This window comes from Hymenobacter sp. J193 (genome assembly GCF_024700075.1).
GTDB lineage: Bacteria > Bacteroidota > Bacteroidia > Cytophagales > Hymenobacteraceae > Hymenobacter.
Map to the genome: position 1 here is coordinate 522,133 of NZ_JAJONE010000001.1, position 18,577 is coordinate 540,709.

Consider the following 18,577-nt stretch of genomic DNA (forward strand, 5'->3'; position numbering starts at 1 on the left):
GTTGAAACAGCTTGATTGCTTTAACTGTAAGCAACTAACTCTATGAAGCCTTTACACCTCATTGACGCTATTGGATTGGTCTTTTTCCTTTCAATCTTTATTGCTGGAAACTATTTCGTTTTTGCGCGTTACCGCAAAAGAATATGGTTTCAACAGCATGGGGTGCTTACAAAGGGAACAATTATTTGCCTAGAGAAGGATGAGAGAGATAGTGATTCTGTTTCTCTGGTACCAGTAGTTCAATATGTTGATGCCAACAACGAATTGCTAACCGTGCGTTATGATATCGGGGCTTATCCTTCGCCTTTCCACGTAGGACAACCTATCCATATACTATATAATCCTAACGATTCCCGGAGCTTTATTATCGGCAAAGAATCCTTTGGCTTGCTCGACTGGCTGGCTTGGTTAGGGTATGTGCTATTCGTCTCTTGTGTCCTGTATATGGTCTTCCTGAGTAAGAGCGTGTTTGGGAATTTGAAAAGAACGTCATGCTGAGCCTGCCGAAGCATCTCTACCGCTTCGTTTGGGGCTTTTTCAACGAAGCGGTAGAGATGCTTCGGCAGGCTCAGCATGACAGAAACGACGTTTTCATAAATTCCCAAACACGCTCTAAGATGTTCGTCTGATGAATTTTAAGCCGCTTCGGCACGGCACCAACTGGTCGCTATAGAGGCTATACTGATAATACCTATGGTAAAGCAGAAAGCCTACATGCATTGTAATACAGCAAGCAGGAGCCGCCCAGCACCAAGGTGCCAACTTAAGCTTTCATCCCTCGGCCCTTTATTTCCCGTACTTGTCGCCAATCGGTGCCGCTCTCAATTACTCTCACTACTACCTAGAATGGCTGAATCCAGCTTGCCGCCGAATCCTACGCCCGCGCAACAGCTCGAGCAGGAGCGTGCCCGCTGGAACCATCACCTGCTCGATGCCACCTGGCGCAGCACCCGCTTCAACCCTGAGCCTAACGCACTGCTAAAGAAAGCGGTGCAGGCAGTACCACCCGGCGCAGCCCTAGACGTGAACATGGGTGAAGGTCGCAACGCCCTGTACCTGGCCGGACTGGGATGGAAAGTTACGGGCATTGACCTGGCCGATCAGGCGCTGGCTTTTGCGCAGCAACGGGCCGGGCAGCTGCGCGTAGCCCTCACCACCGTGGTAGGCGACGCCAATACGTACGACTGGGGTAACAGCTGCTGGGACCTGATTCTGCTTTGCTACGCCGACGAAAGCGCCCACCTGGCGCAGGTGCAGGCGGCGCTGCGGCCTGGCGGCCTGCTGGTGCTGGAAAACTTCCACGCCGACGTCAACCAAACCTGGCAGACGCCGCCCACCCACCGCGTGGGCTTTGCTACCAACGAGCTGCCGGACCTTTACTGCACGGCTGACTTCCAGATCGTGCGCTACGAGGAGCCCGTTGCCGTAGCCGATTTCACCCGCGAAACCCACCGGCTGGTCCGCCTGGTAGCCCGGAAAACAACGAAGCGTGCGCAATGAAGATTATGGGAAGTCCACTTCTTCATTGCACACGCTTCATTCCTTATTCTACTCTGATTCAGGAAGGCGAGGTAGAGTAATGCTCGTCGATGGCCTTATCCATAGTTTCGCGGAAGGTAATCATCAGCTTGTCGCGCTCGGTCTCAGGCATGCTTTGCAGGGCGCGCTCAATGGTGAGGCGGTATACATGGGCCATGAAATTGGCTCCGTAGGTGGTGAAGAAGCCGTCGTGTACTTTGCCAAACGCCTGCTTTTCGGCAGAAGAAATTGACAGTGAAAGGGCCAGCCACTCTTTGGCGTTGTTGGCCAGGCTAAGCTGGAGGTCTTGATCCATGATCTTTAAGTAAGCAGAAGCAAAAAAGGGAGGGGCGCCGGCCTTACTCGCTGCGCCGGTAGGGCCGGAAGGTATGTGGCACAAATGCCGGTATCGGCTGGCCTACGCCGCCGTGCGCGTCGAAAAATGCTTTAATGGCTTCTTCCAGCGCCGGGCGGTCGTGCAAAGCCACGGTGGCTACCACATCCTGCTGGTCGAGCGGGGCGGCCAGGGCGCTCAGCCGGCAGCTGGCTACCCCAAATGGGTGCTCGATAAACAAGGGCGTGCCATCCTGGGCCAGCTTTTCCTGCTGGTAGCGCCAAGCCAGGTGGAAGGGGGGGCGTCATGGCCGTGCGGGCGGGTTCGGTAGGAACGAAGCCGAGGCTCCGCAGGTAAGTATCCGTCATGGTAGTTGGGGGGAAGATTCTTGAGAAATAGGAGGTTCGGCGGGCCAGTTCACCTGGCGCAGCAGCACTCGCAGTTCGGCTTCGGAGGCCACGCGGCCCTGGAAGCTGTAGAGCAACTGGCCCTGCACGGCTTCGAGCAGCGTCATTTCGCCGTCGTCGTAGAGCACCAGGGTTTCCTGGCCACAGTCGCTGGGGCGGCTGAAGCGGCGCTGGCCGGCGGGCGCGGCGTAGGGCGCAAAGCCCCAGGCGCGCAGCAACTCGGCCGCCGGCTGGTAGAAGGAAGTCATAGGAAAAGAACCCGCAAAGGGCACCCGGCCACGGGGCCGGGCAGTAGGCTACACGGGGCCGGGTGCCGGCTCGGCTCCGTGTGCTGGCCGTGCCGGCCCTACGACCGGAAGCAGCAAAAACAAGGATGGCGGGGGTGGCCAGTGGGGCCGCAGCCCGGTTGGCCCATGTAAGTTCCGCCTTTTCTGCCGATAATCCGGTGCGGCTGCCTGCCGGGTGCGGGCGCCAGCCACCAAAACGACCATTGCAGCCCGCAGAGGGTCATTTGGGGTAAACTATATTTTTCACCACTCTACTATCCAGCTCTCTGTTCCCCGTTGTTTGTGGCAGGCGCTTGTTCCTGACAACGGGGAACGAACAATTAAAAACAGGAAACTTACCATTTGCTGGCTATTTTGCAGCCGTTTGGCGGGAAGTGTATCATCTGCCCGCCGAAGAGAGTATACGGACCCGCCGCTTTACTGCAGGTCGGCTGCCAAGCTACTCCTACCCTGCTTTTCACCACCTATTTGCTTGCCTCTCTCTTCCATGCGCCTATATTTTGAAAACCCCGTGGGCCGGGTGCTGGAGCATCCTGATGGGTACGCGCTGGTGCAGTACCACCCAGGCCCGCGCAAGCTTCACCACCTCCAGGCATTTCTGACCCACACGGTACAGCTGCTGCGCCTGCGCAACTGGGACCGGATGCTCGGCGACCAGCGCCAGATGGAGCCCTTCACGCCCGAAGAAAACGAGTGGGTGCTAGGCTACTGGCTTTCCGAAGAAAACCAGGGACACCGCGTATTTGGGGCTGTACTGCTGGCCGAAGAGGATTTTGCCCAGTTGCCGGCAGAGTTTACCCGGCAGGATGGTGAGGCGGCCGCCCTCACGTACCACCTGTTTGCCAATGAAGCCGCTGCCACATCCTGGCTGCTTGGGACTAAGTAGGCCCGCTGCTCCGGAAGAGGAAACGGTTGGCTGGTTGTTTCTGCCGTAAGCAGTACCTTCCGGGGTCTGTTTGGCTTACCCGTAGCCGGCGCTGCCCTTCCACGGCGCATTTCCGGGTTTCTGTCGTGCCCGTTATTCCTTCCGCCGCTGCTATGTTACCCGCCGACCTGGGAGCCTCATTTCCGCCCGATGACCTGCTGCTGGGGCTGCTGGAGGTTTCGCACACCGGCATCCTGCTCTATGAACCCATCCGCACCGATGGGCAGATTACGGACCTTGATTTTGTTTTGCTGAACTCAGCGGCTCAGCAGCTGCTGAAGCTGCCGGCCCACCCGCAAGGCACGCACCTGCAGGTATACCCCCAGACGCTGCACAACGGCGTATTCGCGTTTTACCGGCACGTGCTCGAATCGGGTGAGCCGGGCCGGTTTACCCTGCACTACCAGGCTGATGGCCTCGACGACCACTACCACCTGTCGGCCCGGCGTGCCGGCCAGGGTTTGCTGGTGAGCGTGACGGGCACTGCGGCCCACACGCACAGTGAGGTAGAAGCGGCCCTGCGCGAAAGCCGGGCCCGGGAGCAGGCTGCCCGCGCCGACGCCGAAGCGCAGCGCAACCGCCTGCACAACCTGTTTATGGAAGCGCCGGCCCTCATTGCCATTTTTCAGGGGCCTGAGCACACCTTTAGCCTGGTGAACCCGCGCTACCAGCAGCTGGTAGGGCCACGGGCCATTCTGGGCAAGCCTGTCCGGGAGGCCATGCCGGAGCTGGTCGGCCAGCCCGTTTTCGACCTGCTCGACCACGTGTACCGCACCGGCGAAACGTTCTACGCTACCGAGATGCTGGTGCAGCTGGACCACACCAACTCCGGCGAGCTGGGCAAAAACTACTACAACTTCATCTACCAGCCCAGCCACAGCAGCACGGGAGCCATCGACGGGATTCTGGTATTTGCCTACGAGGTAACGCCCCAGGTGGAAGCCCGCCGCCTGGTAGAGGAAAGTGAGCAGCTGCTGCGCACCCTCAACGAGCAGCTGGCGCAAACCAACCAGGATCTGGCCGCCTCCAACGGAGAGCTACAGGAAGCCAATCAGGAAATCAAAGCCAACAACGCCGAGCTTTCCAAGGCGCAATGGGCTTTGCAGCAGCTCAACCAGCAGCTGGAAGCCCGCGTAGCGGCCCGCACCCAGGAGCTGCAAACGGCCCAGGCCGAAGCCGAGCGGCAGCGCGCCCGCCTGGAGCGGTTTTTTATGCAGGCTCCGGCGGCTATCTGCATTCTGGATGGGCCCGACCTGGTGTACGAGCTGGTGAACCCCGGCTATCAGCAGCTGTTTCCGGGGCGGGAGCTGCGCGGCAAGGCCATTGCCGATGCGCTGCCGGAGCTGAAGGAGCAGTCTATCTGGGAAATTCTGCAGCGGGTATACCGCACCGGCGAGGCGTTTGAGGGCAAGGAAGTATTGCTGCACTCGGCCCGCTACGAGGGCGCTCCGCTCGAAGACCGATACTTCACCTTCACGTACCAGGCCCGCCACGATGCCGAGGGCCGGATTGATGGTATCCTGGTGTTTGCCTACGAGGTGACAGAGCAAGTGCTGGCCCGCCAGAAAGTAGCGCAGGCCAACGAGGAGCTCAGCCTTGCCAACCAGCAGCTTACCCGCAGCAACCAGGACCTCGACAACTTTGTATACACGGCCTCCCACGACCTCAAACAGCCGGTAAACAACATGGCGGGCGTGTTTGAGGAGCTGAAGCGCACCGCCGTCTTCGAGGACCCCGATGCGCCCTTACTGCTGGGCATGTTTGAGGGCGCGCTAAGCCAGATCCACCGTACCATTCAGGGCTTGGTGGAAGTAGTGCAGGTAAAGCGGCGCCACAGCCACGTGCCGGCCGAGCCGGTGGCCCTCGTGCCGCTGGCGCAGTCCGTCGTCCGCAGCCTGCACAGCCAGATAAAAGCTCAGCACGCAACCGTGGAGGTAGATATGGCAGCCGTGCCCGTGCTGAACTTTGGCCGCCTGAACCTACAGAGCGTGCTCTACAACCTGATCAGCAACGCCCTTAAGTACGCCCACCCTGAGCGCCCGCCCCACATCCGGGTGGCCACCGAGCAGGCACCCGATGGTACGCCCATCCTGCTGGTGCAGGACAACGGCCTGGGCCTGGACCTGCCCCGCTACGGCACTGACTTATTTCAGATGTTCCGCCGCTTTCACGACCACGTAGGTGGCTCCGGCATGGGCCTCTACCTCGTCAACCGTATTGTGCAGCAGGCTGGGGGCCACATTGCCGTGGAAAGCACCCTAGGCGAAGGCACCACCTTCCGCCTGCATTTGCCCGAAAGCCGATACTAACAAGCTGGCTGAATATTTTGCTGATGTCTCCTGATCAGCATACTTGGTTGAAAATCTCCGAACTCACTTCGCAGCCAGTTGCCATTTGGTGCGCGTGTAGGCTATCCGAAACCCGTGCTTCTCGGCATTGCGCTGGGACTGGCTGCCTGGTAGTGCCGCCATCATAGCCAGCGTGCAGCCCTGGCTGGCAGCGTAGTGCAGGCGGGCTTCCAGCAGCGCCTGCTGCCCGCCCTGGCGCCTGGCCTGCGGCACCGTGCTGGCGCCCGCGAGCAGCGCCACATCGTCGTAGACGAACAACCCGCCGGCCGCTACCGGCTCCCCGGCCAGCTCAGCCAGGAATGGCCGGGCACCGGCACTTTGGGCGCTGACCACGCTAAGCTCCCGGATGAATTCTTCCAGGCCATCCATTTCGGTGCTCCATCCGGCCGCGGCCGTGCGGGCCCAGAGCGGGGCCTCATCGGGCGCCAGCAGCCGGGTGCGCAGCTGCGGGTTGCGCGAAACCGGCGGGGCAGCTGCCGCCGACAACGGCTGGTACAGTACACTGGTGTATTCCAGGGGCTGGTAACCGCGCTGGGTCAGCAAGGGCAGCAGAGTAGCATCGGCAAGCGGACTGACTTCGTGCAGCACCGGGGCCCCACGCTCCTGAAAAAAGCTTTCCAGCGCAGTTAGGTCACTGGGTGTCACTTCCCCGAACATGCCCAGCCCGAAGGTTTGCGTCAGGGGTGAATCGGGCCCGTCGAACATGGCGGTGGCCCCGGCTACCTCGCACCAGGTGGCGCCGCTGGCGGGCTGCAGCCGGGTCCGGGTTTCTACGAAGGCGGCATTGCTACGGCCTTCGGTACGTTCGAGGCGCTGGGATAAGGTGAAGTCAGAGTACAGCATAAGCAGTTGCAGCGGAAGCTCCACCGGAGCCCCGGCCGCAAGGTAATTGGTTTACGGACCTCGCCCAAGGGGGCAGCAACCTCCCCTGCCCTGGTTCGTTAAGCAGGCCTATGAGCCGAGCATTTGCCAAAGAAGATGATTCGCTGGAAGCGCCCATTATTCCGCCCCGCGCCGCCCTGCCACCCAACACGCCCAACTACGTGACGCCCCGCGGCCTGGAGTTGCTGCGCCAGGAGCTAACTGCCCTGGAAGCCGAACGCGCCCAGGCCGAAGCCCGCCACGATAATGAAGCCGACCGCACACGCCGGCTTACCGTGCTCAACGGCCGCCTGCACGCCCTCCAGGCCCGGCTGGCCAGCGCTAAAGTAGTGGAACCCCGCACCCAGCCCGCCACAGAGGTACGCTTTGGCGCTACGGTTTCGCTGCGCACCATCCAAGGACGGCAGCCGGGCCAGGAGCGTCGCCTTACCATTGTGGGCGTGGATGAGGCCTCCATTGCCAAAGGCTGGGTGGCCTTTGTGGCGCCCATTGCGCGGGCACTGCAGGGGGCCGGGCTAGGCCAGCAAGTAACGGTGCAACCCGGCCCACCCGCGGAAATCGTGGAAATAACCGCCATCCAATACGAGGGCGACCAGTAGGCACACGGCGTTTTACCGGTGCCGGCCCTTTCCTGCCCAGCCTTTCTTATGCCCGACTATTCTATCGACGTACTCGTTATTGGTGCCGGAGCAGCTGGTCTGCTGGCCGCCCGCGACCTGGCCCGCATCGGCCGCCGCGTAGCAATTTTGGAAGCCCGCGCCCGAATTGGAGGCCGCATTCATACTTTTCTGGAAGACGGCTTTACCGGGCCCACCGAAGCCGGCGCCGAGTTCATCCACGGCGACGCGCCGCTTACCCGCGCGCTGCTGCGCGAAGCCGGGGCAGCGTGGCATAGCACCGCCGGCCGCAACTATGAGGTGTACGCCGGCCAGGTGCGGGAGTCTGTGGAGTTTCTGGCCGATATGCCCGCGCTGCTCCAACAGTTGCACGCGCTGCCGCAGGATATGCCCCTGGCCGATTTCCTGACCTGCTACTTCCCCGGCGACGAGCACGCCACGCTACGCCTGCAGGCAAGCCAGTTTGCCGAGGGCTACAACCTGGCCGATGCTGCCCGCGCTAGTGCCTTTGCCCTGCGCGACGAATGGGCCGGTGGCGGGGCGGAAGACTCGCCCCGCCCGACGGGAGGCTACCGCCAGCTAGTGGAGCTGCTACGGGACCAAGCCACAGCCGCGGGCGCCGTACTCTACCTTGACACGCCCGTGCGGCAGCTTACCTGGGAGTCTGGACAGGTGGCAGCCGTCAGCCCGACCGGCCAGCTATTCCGGGCGCGGCAGGCCCTGATTACGGTGCCCGTGGGCGTGCTGCAGGCATCGGCCGGAACAGTGGGCGCCCTCAGCTTTCAGCCTGAGTTACCAGAGTTGCGGGCCGCTGCCCGGCAGCTGGGGTTTGGCGCCGTCATCAAAGTGCTGCTGGAGTTTGCGCCGGATTTCCACCGGGCCGCGCAACCGCCCCTCACGCAGCACCTGCCGGAGCTGGGCTTTGCATTTTCGGATGCGCCGGTGCCTACGTGGTGGTCGCAGCTGCCAGATGCGCGCCCCTTGCTCACGGGCTGGCTGGGCGGGCCCGCTGCTACCTATCACCAGCACACGCCCGACGAAGACCTGCTACAGCTGGCCCTCGAATCACTGGCTTATGTGCTGGGCAGCACGGTGGCCGCCCTCCGCGAGCAGTTGGTGGCTTACTGCGTGGTGAACTGGGCCGCCGACCCGTGGGCGCGCGGCGCCTACTCCTATGCTACGGTGGAAGCCGCCGCGGCCCGACAAACGTTGCTGACGCCGGTAGAAAATACCCTCTTCTTCGCGGGCGAAGGCGTGTATGAAGGCCCCAGCACGGGCACCGTAGAGGCGGCTTTGGTGAGCGGGCAGGACGCTGCCCGGCGCATATTACAGATCGGTAAATAGCTGTTGAATCTTGGCCGGCCGCCCAAAAGTCCGGACATTTGGACTTTGCTTCTTTAGCTGATTTGCCATGCTGCTCCGTTTTTACCGTCTGCCGCGCGTTATATTGGTTGCCTGCGGCCTGTTGCTGCTGCCCACGGCTCTGCTGGCCTGGGGCAACTGGGGCCACCAGCGCGTAAACCGGGCGGCCGTGCTGGCGCTGCCCGCTCCGCTGCGCACGTTTTTCTACAACCACATCGACTTCATAGTGACGGAGGCCGTCATTCCCGACTCGCGCAAGTACGTCATCAACGACCGGGCGGAGTTTCCGCGCCATTTCATTGATCTGGAAGATTTTGGTAATCAAGCCATCAGTGAGCTACCACAGACCTCGGCCGAGGCCTACAAGAAGTACGACGCGGCCATGCTCGACAAAAGCGGCCGTCTGCCCTGGTACATTCAGGATGTGCTGGCCAAGCTCACGCAGTCGATGAAAAACGGGCGCAAGGATGAAATCCTGTTTCTGGCTGCCGACCTGGGCCACTACCTCGGCGACGCCACCCAGCCCCTGCACACCTCCTCCAACCACGACGGGCAGCTGACGGGCCAGAAAGGGATTCACGCGTTTTTCGAGTCGCAGCTGCCCGAACAGTTTGGCAAGGACTACAACTTCCGGCTGGCCGAACCGCGCCTGCTGCAGGACCCAGCCGCTGAAGCCTGGCGCATCATTGCCCAAAGCCATGCCGCTGCCGATACGCTGCTGGCGCTGGAAAAAAAGCTGGCCGCCGAGACGCCGCCCGCCAACATCTACGCCCTGAATGCCGACGGGCAGATAAAGAAAAACGTGTTCAACAACCCGGTGCATACGCCGGCCTATTCGGCGGCCTACCATCAGGCCCTCAACCGCATGGTAGAGCGGCAGCTGCGCACGGCGGCCCAGGCCACGGCCAACTTCTGGTACACGGCCTGGGTGAATGCTGGCAAACCCGACCTCACCAAGCTCGACGCCGACTATACAACTCAGGCCAGCGCTAAAAACCTGAAAAAAGAGCTTAAGGAAATCCGCAAAGGCAAACTCATCGACTTCCGTTCTTTTCAGGAGTTTTAGCTGCTGCTCAGGTAAGAAAAAGCCAGGGTCATCCTTTCAAAGAAGATAGCCCTGGCTTTTTCAGCTATTTTCAGGCTGGTTGCCTACGGAATTACATCATCGTCGGAAGCAAGACCGGCGGAGTCATCTTCTTGCTCGGGAGGCGTGTGGCCCAGCTCCAGAATCATTTCGCGGGCAGCAGTACTGAGGTAAGCCGACTGGGTTTTGGGGTTCAGAAAGCCCAGCAGGCGGCGGTACTTGGCGCGGCCCTCCTCCAGCATGTGCGGCGGCACCTCGTACACAAATACATGGTAGGGCTCTACCTTTTGCACGCCTACCAGTAGAAACCGCTCGGCCTGCAGCGCATCGGAGTAGAAAGCGGCCTGCCGGTCGTAGTCATAGCCCGAGCACTGGGCCACGAAGTGGTGGTAGTCCCGGGCCAGGGTGGTTTTGAAGTCGATGATGGTGTAGGGCTGGCCGGGCTGGTCGACTACTAAGTCGGCGCGGAGCTTGCAGAGCGTGCCGGTGGCGGGGTCCGTAAACAGACAGCTGGGCTCCGGCACCCCCTTTTCCAGCATCTCCCGCAGGTCTTCGCGCAGCTTCACGCCTTCCACCAGCCACCAGATCAGCGTATCGTTTACGACGGGGTAACCGGGCACGTACTGCTCGGGCTCCAGCAGGGCCGTATGAAAAGCGGTGCCGAAACTCAGGGCCGGAGCGTTGCCGCCGCCTTCGCGCCGGGGGCGGCCGCTGAGGGCGTCGCGCAGGCGCGAGAGGTCGGAGTTGGCAATGGCAGGCAGGGCGCGGTAGTCGTCGTAAGACAGGCGCAGCAGGTCGGGGCGGCGAGCAGGTTCAGGCATATTCGTTCAGTCAGCTGATACTTGCTCAGCTGCCGGGAGGTTGTAGCGGGCGCGAAAAAAGAGGTTCGGTACCCGCTTGCCGAGCACCGAACCCACTATACAGTCAGCGCAAGATACGCTACCGCCGCTGGGCTACCAAGGGCGAGCCGGTATACAGAGCTGCCACCCGGCGCAGCTCCAGGGCGGTGGGCGTAGGCTGCCCGGCCGCTTTGGTGGCTTCGTCGGCCGTCACGTCTACCACCTTATCTCCTACATACGAAACGTGCTTGGCCGAGAGGCTGAGTGTGTTGCCGGAAACCTTGGCCGTGATGTAAAACATGGTGCCGCCAAAGGCCGGGCTGACTTTCGGGCCGGCCACGTAGGCATGTGCGGTGGGCACCAGCACCTGCCGGTTGTAACCTTCCATGCGCAGGATCAGCCGCACGCGGCGCAAGGCGGCACTGTCGGGCTCGATGGTATGAATCAGAATTTTCTGCCCATTGTCGGAGGTCACCTTGGGTTTGGCAGGGCCGGTAGCCAGTACCGTTCCGGCACCCAGCAAGGCAAAAAGGCTGCAGAGTAAAGCTTTTGACATACAATAGATTAGTTGCGGTGTGCAGATATTCGCGCAAGATCAATAGATTAAAATAGAATTAAAGAATCGTTTAACTATTTATTTCGTAGTATCTGATCCTCATCAAAGTCTTTACGCAGGCGTCTTGGATACTTAAACAAAAAAGCAGGCTCCCCAACCGGGAAGCCTGCTTCTCAGGAGTACCAAGACACTACTTTGCGAAGCGGCGGGTAATCTGTTGCTCGTCTTTTGTGGTGATGATCAGCTGGTAGATGCCGGACTTCAAGTCGGCTACATTTACCGAGCCTTTATCCAGCGTGCCACTGCTTACCTGGCCGCCGCGCGCATCCACCAGGGAATAGCGGCTACCGGCCAGATTCAGCTTCGACACCACATGCAGGCGGTCCTTCACGGGGTTGGGGTAGAGCTGCGTGGCCTGAGCCTCTTCCGACTCTTTAGCCGCCAGCGCGGTACGGGCTCCGGCGCGGGTGATGCGGACCCAGTTGAGGTTCCAGCCGCCGGTCTGGGCGTAGATGCCGAAGTTATACGTGCCGGCGTTGATGGTCACCGTCTTCGAGACTGTCTGCCAGCTCTGCCAGCCCCCCGTGCCCGGTATCGTGGAGTTGCCGAACTGAATCGAGCCCGCGTTCAGGTCCGAGGAGATAGTGCCCCCGCTGCCACCGCTGGCCACGCGGTACTCGATAGTGTAGGTGCCCGTGGTGGGGAAGTTAATGCCGTTCCACACCAGGTAGTCGCCGGCATCCACCCAGCCCATGTTCTGCCCGCCACCCGCATCCGTGGTCGTCTCGGCACTCATGCCATTGTTCACGTTGGCCGCCTCCGCCTGCAACGTCACGCTGAAGCCCGGCGAGGTCGTGGTCGTGCGCACGCGCAGCGAGGTGGTCTTGTCGTTCCAGTTGCCCGTGCCCAGCACGTTGCCCACCAGGCAGCCGTTGCCAGCGCTGCCCACCGTCAGCGAGGCGCCAGTGAAGTTGTCGTTTTCGTAGAGCACCACCTCATAGCCGGCGTTGGCTTTGAGCGAGGAGATGTCGTTGTCCAGGATGCCGCGGCTCTGCAAGGCAGCCAAGTTGTAATTGCCCGCTGGCAGGCTCTTAGCCGTGCCGGTGTAGTTGCAGTCCTTGTACACCGTGGCTACCCCCGTCGCCGGTGGTGGGGTCGTGCCGTTGCGCTGCACGACCACTTGGTTGATGGCCGTCAGCAGGGAGTACGTGCCCGTGGCGTCGCCGCCCAGTTGCCAGATCATGATGCCGCCGCCCTGGTCGAAGGCCAGGTTGGTTTTGCTTTTCATGGTAGGAATGCCGTTGTAGCCGATGCCCTGGAACAGGTCGGCGTTGGGGTCGGCGCCGCGGGAGAGCAAGGAGGCGTAGGTTTCGCCGCCGGCCTGTCCGTAGAACGGCACGCCCAGCACCGTTTTGTTGGCCGCCAACCCGCGTCCGCGCCAGTAGCTAATGGACTGCGAAGCCAGCGCGTAGGTGGAGTGAGCCGGGGCCGCGTCGTCGTAGGCCATGATGTTGAGAAAGTCCACGTTGTTGAGCACGCTGCTCAGGATGTAGGGGCCGGCCCAGGTGCCTCCGGCCACGGCCGTAGTCAGCAGCTTGCCCCGGCTGTGCAGCTGGGTAGCTAGGTCCTGCATCACGGCCGCGTAGCCATTAGCCGACGCCGACGTGGGGTGCTCCCAGTCGATGTCGATGCCATCCAGGTTGTACTGGTTGGCGAAATTGACGAGGTTGGTGGTGAAGTTGCGGGTGTAAGTGGCGTTGTTGCCGATGGACACGAACTCGGTCGGGTTACCATCGTTCATCCAGCCGCCCACCGAAATCAGCACCTTCACGCCCCGGGCGTGGGCCGTGGCTACCAGGCTCTGGAGCTTACTGGGGTTTTCGATGGGCCGCAGAGAGCCATCGGCATTGGGCAGCAGAAAGGCGTAGTTGATGTGGGTGAGCTTGTCGTACTGCACAGTGTTCACGTCGCCGGTCCAGGAGGGCATATAGCCAATCACTTTGAACTGCGCGAAGGCAGGGGCTGCGCCCAGCAATAGCACCAGCAACGCCAGTACCTTTCTCAGGATAGTAGTTTTCATACGGTGAAGGTTGGTTGGAAAGAGCCCGGGAACGTCGGTTGCAGCCAGCGAGCCAAGGCAGTGAAAAAATGGGAAAAGTTATTTCACGAAGCGCCGGGTGAGCGGCGCATGGTTGGCGGCTGTCAGCACCAGCGTGTAAACGCCTTGCCGCAGGGCCGCTACGTCCAGGCGGCCATTGCCGGCCGGGCCGCTGGCTACTACCCGGCCCTGCGCGTCCAGAATCTGGTACCGGGCATCGGTCAGGCTCATATCCGTCTGAATGCGGAGCTGGCTGGTAACTGGGTTGGGATACACTTCCAGCACCGCCTGGCTGGCCGAAGTTGTAGCCAGAGCGGTGCGGGCCCCGGCTTTGGTGATACGGACCCAGTTGAGGTTCCAGCCGCCGGTCTGGGCGTAGATGCCGAAGTTATACGTGCCGGCGTTGATGGTCACCGTCTTCGATACCGTCTGCCAGTTCTGCCAGCCCCCCGTGCCCGGTATCGTGGAGTTGCCGAACTGAATCGAGCCTGCGTTCAGGTCCGAGGAGATAGTGCCCCCGCTGCCCCCGCTGGCCACGCGGTACTCGATAGTGTACTGGCCCGTGGTGGGGAAATTGATGTTGTTCCACACCAGGTAGTCGCCGGCATCCACCCAGCCCATGTTCTGCCCGCCACCCGCATCCGTGGTCGTCTCGGCACTCATGCCATTGTTCACATTGGCCGACTCCGCCTGCAACGTCACGCTGAAGCCCGGCGAGCTGGCGGGGGAGAAAGATACCCAGTTCACATTGCAGCCGGTGGAAGCAGCCGCGTGCACGCGAATTTTCTGCGCTCCGGCTGGCAGGGTCACATTGGTGCTGATGGTCTGCCAGGTTTGCCAGCCGCCCGTGTTGCCCACGTTTACCGAGCCCAGGGCCGCGCCGGCCGCGTTGCGCAGCTGCAGGGTAGCGCCACCATAAGCGCTGGCCACGCGGAAACCGACGGTATACGTACCGGCCGTGGCTACGCTGACGTTGTACTCGAGCCAGTCTCCGGTATCAAAGTAGTCCACGTTCAGGCCGCCGCCGGTATCAGATGTGTTTCCCGTCAGGGCGCCCGACTGAGCCGAGAAGCTCTCAGCCTGAATAGTGCCGGGAATAGGCTGCCCGCTTGGCGGCGGCGTGGTACCTTCCACCGTATTCAGCATAGCCACGGCATCCGCAATGCGCAGGGCCACGAAGTAGCCGAAAGCCTGATTAAGCTGACTTTGCTTGGTGGCGTTGCCGGCGTACTGCTTGCGCAGGTTGTAGAGGCGCAGCACCTGGCGAAGGTCGGCCTCGGTATACTGCACGCCGGTGTACTGCTGAATGCGCGTGAGGTAGGAAAAGCCCGTTTCCAGGGTTGGCTCGAAGATGGTGCCCTCGCCGAAGTCGTTGAAGGTAGCCAGCTGCAGCATGTCGATGTTGGCGCGGTACTGATTCACGAGGCCCAGCGTCTGATTCAGCGTCTGGCCGCTGTTGTGCGGGATGTCGAAGTAGCTGGTGCCGCCGTTCTGGCCCTGAGCGTAAAAGTCATGGAAGCCGGGATACGCTACGCCCAGCACCGTCTTCTTGGAAGGCGCCCGGTCACGGTAATAAGCCTCCATGTAGGAGTAGTAGTTGTCGAGGCTTTCATCTTCCCAGGGCCACACGTACTGGCCGTCGGCGTTGGTGCCGGCGTTGTTGTTGTCCCAGAGCGTGAGAAACTCCACGTCCTCCCTCGCTGCCGACAGAATATCCGTCCATTGGCTGGGCTGATTGAAGGTGATAGGCCCGAATACTCCCAACAGCGGGTCGTTGCCGGCGCCATAGCGGATGTACTCCGGACGGTTGAAGTAGTTGGTGCGGGCGTAATCCAGGTTAGTGCGGCCATTGGCAACGGAGCCCGTAAACCGGTCTTCCAGAATCAGCCCGAACTTGAGGCCGGTTTCGTCGGTGCGGTTGATGAGGGCGTTGGAGTTGCGCAGCAGATTGCCCAGGTCGCCGTTGGTGCCGGCCGAGCCGTACCAGTCTACCAGCACGCCATCAATGCCCGAGAGCTTCATCAGCAGCAAATGATACTCCACCACATCGGGGTCGGAGGAAGCATAAGGGCCAATGAGCGGATAGAAGTGCGAGGCAATCTGGCGTTTGCCGCTGGCATCCACCACGTTGGGGTTGCGGTTGTCCATCGTCCAGTGCCAGCCCCACTGCCCGTTGCCGGAGGTCTGCGGGGTCTCAAACCAGGGCATGTAGTGCACATACACCGGTAGCGTATTGGTTTTCTGAACTTTGGCGGGCTGGGCCTGCCCGGCCAGCGCGGCCGCCGCACCCAGCAGCGTAAGTAGTAGTTTTTTCATCCGGCAAGGCTTGAATAGAAAGACCTGGACAACGCGGGATCAGCCAAAAAGCCCGTCATGCAAAGCAAAAGACAGCGCATGACGGGCTTGGAGTTGGCCAAGGACTACCGATTACAGTTTGCTGAAGCGGCTGGTCAGTTGCTGGCGGTCTTTGGTTTCGGCCACCAGCGTGTAGAGGCCCGGCTTCAGTGCCGACACATCCACCGACTTGCCATCATAAGTACCGCGCCATACTTCGCGGCCATCCATGCTCACGATGCGCAATTGCTCGCCGGTCTGCAGCTTGGCCGAGGCCAGCATGAGTCGGTCGGTCACCGGGTTGGGGTACAACTCCAGGACGGCTTTGGATGCTAGCGTAGTCGTCTGAGCCACGGCGCCACCGGCAGCACGGGTAATGCGGACCCAGTTGATATTCCAGCCGCCGGTCTGGGCGTAGATGCCGAAGTTGTAGGTGCCGGCATTAATGGTCACCGTCTTCGAGACCGTCTGCCAGCTCTGCCAGCCCCCCGTACCCGGTATCGTGGAGTTGCCGAACTGAATCGAGCCCGCGTTCAGGTCCGAGGAAATCGTGCCCCCACTGCCGCCGCTGGCCACGCGGTACTCAATGGTATAGGTGCCCGTTGTGGGGAAGTTAATGCCGTTCCACACCAGGTAGTCGCCGGCATCCACCCAGCCCATGTTCTGTCCGCCACCTGCATCCGTGGTCGTCTCGGCACTCATGCCATTATTGACATTCGCCGCCTCCGCCTGCAGCGTCACGCTGAAGCCCGGCGAGGTCGTGGTCGTGAAGTTGAGCCAGTTTACGTTGCAGCCCGTCGAGGCAGAGGCGTGCAGGCGCAGCGTCTGCGTGCCGGCCGGCAACGTCACATTGGTGCTGATGGTCTGCCAGGTTTGCCAGCCGCCCGTGTTGCCCACGTTTACCGAGCCCAACACCGCACCGGCCGCGTTGCGCAACTGCAGGGTTGCGCCGCCGTTGGCCGAGGCTACGCGCAGCTGCATGGTGTAAGTGCCCGCAGCCGCAACATTCACCGAGTAGTCGAGCCAGTCGCCGGTTTCGTACCAGTTCACGTTCTGCCCGCCGCCTGTGTCGGTCGTGGTTTCCTTGTCCGTACCCAGTTGGGCGTTGAAGGCTTCGGCCTCGATCTTGCCGGGTATGGCTTTGGCCGTGGCCACGGGGCGCACGCGTAGCGAGGTGGCTTTATCGTTCCAGTTGCTGGTACCTAAGGCATTGTTGACCAGGCAGCCGTTGCCGGCGCTGCCCACCGTCAGCGAGGCGCCGCTGAAGTTGTCGTTTTCGTAGAGCACCACCTCGTAGCCGGAATTGACTTTGAGCGAAGATACGTCATCATCCAGGATGCCACGGCTCTGGAGCGCGGCCAGGTTGTAGTCCCCGGCGTTCAGGCCCGTGGCCGTGCCGGTATAGTTGCAGTCCTTATACATCGTAGCCACCCCCGTCACCGGTGGCGTCGTGCCGGCAGGAGCCGTACCCGAAATGCTGTAGGTACCCAGGGAGCCGTAATCGGAGTAGCCATCGGTGGCGGGGCTGCCGGAGCTGGTGCCGTCAATCTGCACGTAGTAGGTTCCCGCGCCCAGGCTGGCGCTGATGGTGGTATTGAGGTTGCCGCCCCCGCCCGTGTCGAAGGTGCCAATCTGCGCGCCGCTGCCGTTGAACAGGCGCGCCACAATGTCGAGGTTGCCGTAGCGGCCCACGGTATTCACGTTCAGCGTCACGGCCCCGCCGGCGGTGGTGAAGGCAAAGTAATCCTGGTCGGCGGTGCGCTCAATGATGCCCCCGCCCGAAAGATTGTTGCCGCTGCGGCTCAGGTTGGTAGCACCGCTGGTGCCGTTGCTGTGGTCGTCATTCCGGTAGCCTACGTTGTAGGTGGCGCTGGCCATGATACCCAGGTCATCCTGAGTGTTGCTGGCGCGGTTGTACTCGCCCCGGCTCCAGTGCGTAACGGGCTTGTAGTAGCCGGCGCCCATGATGGGCGCCCAGGCCCCGGCGTTGTCCTGCCCGGTGTAGTAGCCTTCCGCGGGGTTCACGCGGCCGTCGTGGCCCAGGCCCAGGGTGTGGCCCACCTCGTGGGAAGCCGCCTCGCCCGCCGATTTGGGGTCGTCCGACATAAACACCCAGCAGGGCGTGTCGTCGTTCCAGTTGAAGGAGGAAATGTAGGCCACCCCGCCGGCGCCGGGCGCAGCCGTGTTGGTGGGCGTGATAATGCAGCGCATCCGCATCGTCTTCGGGTACGAGTTGAACACGTTCTCGTCCGTGGTCACGTTCATGCTGAAGGGGCGGAAATCCTCGCTCACCAGCTCCCACAGGGCCTGAATCTTGCCGTTGTCGTTCACCATGTTAGCCGGCGCGGCGTTGATGGGGTTGCCGTTGTTCCAAGGCGTGCCGGCTACGTACTGCCCGTCGAAGTCGAGCAGGATGCAGCCGCGGGCGCCCGGGTAGCTTTGCAAAGACACCACCGCTGCGGCAGCGGCCTGCGTGGCCGAGCGGCCGCTCCGCTCCTGGTAGCCGGTGGGCTGGTTGTAGTCGATGCAGATGACCTTGTTGATGTCGACTTCCTGCACGGAAACGTTGCCCGCCTCGTCGGCCGAGTAGCGGTAGGCGCGCTTGGTGGCCCGGAAGATGATGTTGCCTTCCACCTTCTTGCCATCAATGCGCACCAGAAACGAGGAGCCGGCTACGCCCTGCACCTCACCTACCAGGTATTCGCCGGTGGTGGCCAGGTCTTCGCGGTAGTTTACTTTGCCGGTAAACGTCTGAGTGGCCGACACGCGCAGCGCGACGGTGGGTGCGGTCTGGCGGCGGGCGGTGCCGGCGGTCTGGCTTTCCAGCTGGCGCACCAGCGCCTGGCTGGAGCCCAGCGAATAGGCCGGGCCGGCGGGCCGGGGCTGCTGCGCCTGGGCCGAGAGGCTGCCCAGCAGCAGGGCCGCGCTCAGCCCGTATGAGTAGTTCTTTTTCATACTGAGAAGAAGGTAGTGAAGTGGGGAGGTG

General features: G+C 61.7%; 16 protein-coding genes. 7 read left to right on the plus strand and 9 right to left on the minus strand.

Translation table 11 applies throughout. The features are described 5' to 3' along the window. The first annotated feature begins 42 nt into the window (after positions 1 to 42). Positions 43 to 498: a DUF3592 domain-containing protein gene (locus LRS06_RS02295; protein ID WP_257869989.1), complete on the plus strand. Its 456-nt coding sequence runs from the start codon at positions 43 to 45 to the stop codon at positions 496 to 498. 348 nt (positions 499 to 846) lie between these two features. After that, on the plus strand, positions 847 to 1,500 hold the full coding sequence (locus LRS06_RS02300; RefSeq protein ID WP_257869990.1) for a bifunctional 2-polyprenyl-6-hydroxyphenol methylase/3-demethylubiquinol 3-O-methyltransferase UbiG: 654 nt from the start codon (positions 847 to 849) through the stop codon (positions 1,498 to 1,500). Between the two features lie 58 nt (positions 1,501 to 1,558). Here the strand turns inward: LRS06_RS02300 and LRS06_RS02305 are convergent, their stop codons facing one another. The 3 genes from LRS06_RS02305 to LRS06_RS02315 all read right to left on the minus strand — a co-directional run bounded on the left by LRS06_RS02305 (position 1,559) and on the right by LRS06_RS02315 (position 2,507). Further along, complete coding sequence (locus LRS06_RS02305) at positions 1,559 to 1,834, minus strand: hypothetical protein (RefSeq protein ID WP_257869991.1); 276 nt, start codon at positions 1,832 to 1,834, stop codon at positions 1,559 to 1,561. A 43-nt stretch (positions 1,835 to 1,877) separates the two neighbouring features. After that, positions 1,878 to 2,093, minus strand: a complete 216-nt coding sequence (locus LRS06_RS02310; RefSeq protein WP_257869992.1) for a hypothetical protein — start codon at positions 2,091 to 2,093, stop codon at positions 1,878 to 1,880. Positions 2,094 to 2,216: 123 nt separating this feature from the next. Beyond that, the gene (locus LRS06_RS02315; RefSeq protein ID WP_257869993.1) at positions 2,217 to 2,507 is read right to left on the minus strand and encodes a hypothetical protein; all 291 of its coding nucleotides are present in this window, start codon (positions 2,505 to 2,507) and stop codon (positions 2,217 to 2,219) included. Positions 2,508 to 3,033: 526 nt separating this feature from the next. Between LRS06_RS02315 and LRS06_RS02320 the strand changes: the two genes are divergently transcribed. Together LRS06_RS02320 and LRS06_RS02325 are read left to right on the plus strand one after the other, a co-directional pair. Beyond that, the gene (locus tag LRS06_RS02320) at positions 3,034 to 3,432 is read left to right on the plus strand and encodes a hypothetical protein (RefSeq protein WP_257869994.1); all 399 of its coding nucleotides are present in this window, start codon (positions 3,034 to 3,036) and stop codon (positions 3,430 to 3,432) included. 152 nt (positions 3,433 to 3,584) lie between these two features. Then, on the plus strand, positions 3,585 to 5,780 hold the full coding sequence (locus LRS06_RS02325; RefSeq protein ID WP_257869995.1) for a PAS domain-containing protein: 2,196 nt from the start codon (positions 3,585 to 3,587) through the stop codon (positions 5,778 to 5,780). Positions 5,781 to 5,843: 63 nt separating this feature from the next. On the opposite strand, the gene LRS06_RS02330 is transcribed toward LRS06_RS02325, so the two are convergent. Next, a complete protein-coding gene (locus tag LRS06_RS02330) occupies positions 5,844 to 6,662 on the minus strand; it encodes a GNAT family N-acetyltransferase (RefSeq protein ID WP_257869996.1) in 819 nt (272 codons plus the stop codon). Positions 6,663 to 6,772: 110 nt separating this feature from the next. On the opposite strand from LRS06_RS02330, the gene LRS06_RS02335 reads away from it, so the two are divergent. From LRS06_RS02335 to LRS06_RS02345, 3 genes are all read left to right on the plus strand, one after another. Then, positions 6,773 to 7,300 carry a GreA/GreB family elongation factor gene (locus LRS06_RS02335; RefSeq protein WP_257869997.1) on the plus strand — a complete coding sequence of 176 codons (528 nt, stop codon included), beginning with the start codon at positions 6,773 to 6,775 and terminating at the stop codon, positions 7,298 to 7,300. A 48-nt stretch (positions 7,301 to 7,348) separates the two neighbouring features. After that, positions 7,349 to 8,662 carry an NAD(P)/FAD-dependent oxidoreductase gene (locus tag LRS06_RS02340; protein ID WP_257869998.1) on the plus strand — a complete coding sequence of 438 codons (1,314 nt, stop codon included), beginning with the start codon at positions 7,349 to 7,351 and terminating at the stop codon, positions 8,660 to 8,662. A 67-nt stretch (positions 8,663 to 8,729) separates the two neighbouring features. Next, positions 8,730 to 9,746: a zinc dependent phospholipase C family protein gene (locus LRS06_RS02345; RefSeq protein WP_257869999.1), complete on the plus strand. Its 1,017-nt coding sequence runs from the start codon at positions 8,730 to 8,732 to the stop codon at positions 9,744 to 9,746. A gap of 83 nt (positions 9,747 to 9,829) precedes the next feature. Here LRS06_RS02345 and LRS06_RS02350 read toward each other — a convergent pair whose 3' ends face one another. From LRS06_RS02350 to LRS06_RS02370, 5 genes are all read right to left on the minus strand, one after another. Then, positions 9,830 to 10,585: a PD-(D/E)XK nuclease-like domain-containing protein gene (locus tag LRS06_RS02350; protein ID WP_257870000.1), complete on the minus strand. Its 756-nt coding sequence runs from the start codon at positions 10,583 to 10,585 to the stop codon at positions 9,830 to 9,832. A 118-nt stretch (positions 10,586 to 10,703) separates the two neighbouring features. Then, complete coding sequence (locus tag LRS06_RS02355) at positions 10,704 to 11,159, minus strand: hypothetical protein (RefSeq protein WP_257870001.1); 456 nt, start codon at positions 11,157 to 11,159, stop codon at positions 10,704 to 10,706. A gap of 190 nt (positions 11,160 to 11,349) precedes the next feature. After that, on the minus strand, positions 11,350 to 13,239 hold the full coding sequence (locus LRS06_RS02360; RefSeq protein ID WP_257870002.1) for a glycosyl hydrolase family 18 protein: 1,890 nt from the start codon (positions 13,237 to 13,239) through the stop codon (positions 11,350 to 11,352). 78 nt (positions 13,240 to 13,317) lie between these two features. Continuing rightward, complete coding sequence (locus LRS06_RS02365; protein ID WP_257870003.1) at positions 13,318 to 15,573, minus strand: carbohydrate-binding protein; 2,256 nt, start codon at positions 15,571 to 15,573, stop codon at positions 13,318 to 13,320. Positions 15,574 to 15,684: 111 nt separating this feature from the next. Then, on the minus strand, positions 15,685 to 18,546 hold the full coding sequence (locus LRS06_RS02370) for a carbohydrate-binding protein (protein ID WP_257870004.1): 2,862 nt from the start codon (positions 18,544 to 18,546) through the stop codon (positions 15,685 to 15,687). Positions 18,547 to 18,577: the final 31 nt, after the last annotated feature.